The sequence below is a fragment of the Planomonospora algeriensis genome (assembly GCF_977012225.1).
Genome location: NZ_CDRNDK010000733.1, coordinates 1 through 2123, shown reverse-complemented (window position 1 = coordinate 2123; position 2123 = coordinate 1). Strand labels below are relative to the sequence as shown.

Annotated in this window: 2 protein-coding genes; both read right to left on the bottom strand. The window is 76.2% G+C overall.

Annotated elements, in window-relative coordinates:
* The coding region (locus ACWJ6R_RS35175) for a glycerate kinase (RefSeq protein WP_449066347.1) at positions 1-530 on the bottom strand (530 nt) is incomplete at its 3' end.
* Positions 531-626: 96 nt separating this feature from the next.
* Positions 627-2024 (bottom strand): 8-oxoguanine deaminase, encoded by a 1398-nt coding sequence (locus ACWJ6R_RS35170; RefSeq protein WP_449066348.1) that lies wholly within the window; start codon positions 2022-2024, stop codon positions 627-629.
* Positions 2025-2123 lie beyond the last annotated feature (99 nt).

Here is a 2123-nt window from a genome sequence, read left to right as displayed (position 1 = left end):
CCGCCGTGCGCGGCCGGGCCCGGCTGCCCGGGCGCTCCGGTCGGCGCCTCCTCGGCGGGACTCTCGGCGGGCGCGCCCCCGGGAGTCCCGGCAGGTGTCCCGGAGGACGCACCGGCGGGCGTCTCGGCGGGACTCTCGGAGGACGCGTCGGCGGGCGGCAGGCGCCGGAGTCCGGAGGCCTCGGCCAGCTCGATCACCGCCGTCGGCACCCCCGGACCGGCCGGACCGGACGCGCCGGAGGGACCGGAGGGACCGGACCCCTCCGGCGTTCCGGACGGGTGCCAGGCGTAGGCGGCGCGGACCGGTTCGCCGACCGGCCCGGTCACCTGGACCTCCACGCGCTCGAACCCGCAGGCCACGACGGCGTCGACGGTCCCGTCGCCGCCGTCGGCCACCGGCAGCGCGATCACGGCGACCTCCGGGTCGGACCGGCGCAGGCCCGCCGCGACGCGGGCGGCGACCTCGGCTCCGGTCAGCGATCCCTTGAACTTGTCCGGGGCGATGACGATGTGCCCCGACGGCTCAGACAACCTTGCTCCCTGGTGGAGAATCGCAGGGCGTACGGCCCTGCCCGGTGCGAGCGGGCAGGGCCGCACGCCCGGATCCGGCGATGTGGAGCACCATCATCACATTTGCCCCGGCACGGGTCCGACCTCCCCGGCGGTTGTGAGACCCTGCTCCCCCGCCAGGCGCATGAGACGGCGGTGGGCGGCGGCTCCCGCCCGGCCGAGTTCGTCCTGGGCGACGGTGCGCAGCTCGTCGTCCGCCACGACCGTCTCCCCGCCCACCAGCAGGCGGGCCAGCGGCGGCTGCCGGGCGCCGAGGACGAGGGCGGCGACCGGGTCGGTCACGGCCGAGGCGAAGGGGGTGTCCGTCCGCCAGAGCGCGACGTCGGCGAGCTTGCCCGGCTCCAGCGAGCCGATCTCGGCCTCGCGTCCGAGGTTGCGCGCACCGCCGAGGGTGGCGATCTCCAGGGCCTGGCGGGCGGTCAGCGCGGCGGGGCCGTACCGCGCCCGCTGCAGGAGCAGGGCCTGGCGCATCTCGCCCGACATCGAGGTCAGCTCGGCGGAGGCGCTGCCGTCCACGCCGAGGCCGACGACGGCGCCGCGCCGGAGCATGTCCGCCACCCGGGCGATGCCCGCGCCGAGGCGGCCGTTGGAGCTGGGGCAGTGCGCCGAGCCGGTGCCGGTCTGCGCGAAGACGTCGATGTCGGCGTCGCTGAGGTGCACCGCGTGGGCGAACCACACGTCCGGGCCGAGCCAGCCGAGCTTCTCCATGTAGCCGACCGGGCGCAGTCCCAGCTGCGCCCGGCAGTGCTCCTCCTCGTCCAGCGTCTCGGCGAGGTGGGTGTGCAGGCGCACTCCCTTGTCCCGGGCCAGCGCGGCGGCCTCGGTCATCAGGTCGGCGCTGACGGAGAACGGCGAGCAGGGCGCGACCGCGATGCGCAGCTTCGAGGAGAAGGACGGGTCGTGGTGGGCGTCGATCGCCTCGGCCGTGGCGGCGAGGATGTCGTCGATCCGCTCGACCACGCTGTCCGGCGGCAGGCCGCCCGCCGAGCGGCCCCGGTCCATCGAGCCGCGCGCGGGGTGGAAGCGCACGCCCACCCGGCGGGCCGCCTCGATCTCCGCGGCGAGCAGGTCGCCGCGCCCCTTCGGGAAGACGTAATGGTGGTCGGAGGAGGTGGTGCAGCCGGACAGGGCGAGGAAGCCCAGGCCGGCGCCCGCCGCGCCGTGCACGACCTCGGCGTCCATCGCCGCCCAGACGGGGTAGAGCGCCACCAGCCACTCGAAGAGCGTGGCGTCCTGGGCGAGCCCCTGGCTGGCCCACTGGTAGAGGTGGTGATGGGTGTTGACCAGGCCCGGAGTGGCCAGGCAGCCGGTCCCGTCGATCCACTCCACCCCTTGGGCGACGCTCATCGCCGGGGCCGGACCGGGACCCAGGGCCGTGATCCGGTCGCCGTCGATCCTGATGTGCCCCCGGGGGATCTCCGCACCGGTCACCGGGGCGATGTAAGCGTTCTCGATCAGGACGGTGCCCCCGCGGGAGCCCTCACGAGACCTCCCGGAAGAGCCCGCGCGCGAGCCCGGACCCGCGCCCGGACCGGCCGTCCGCCTCCCGCGCCT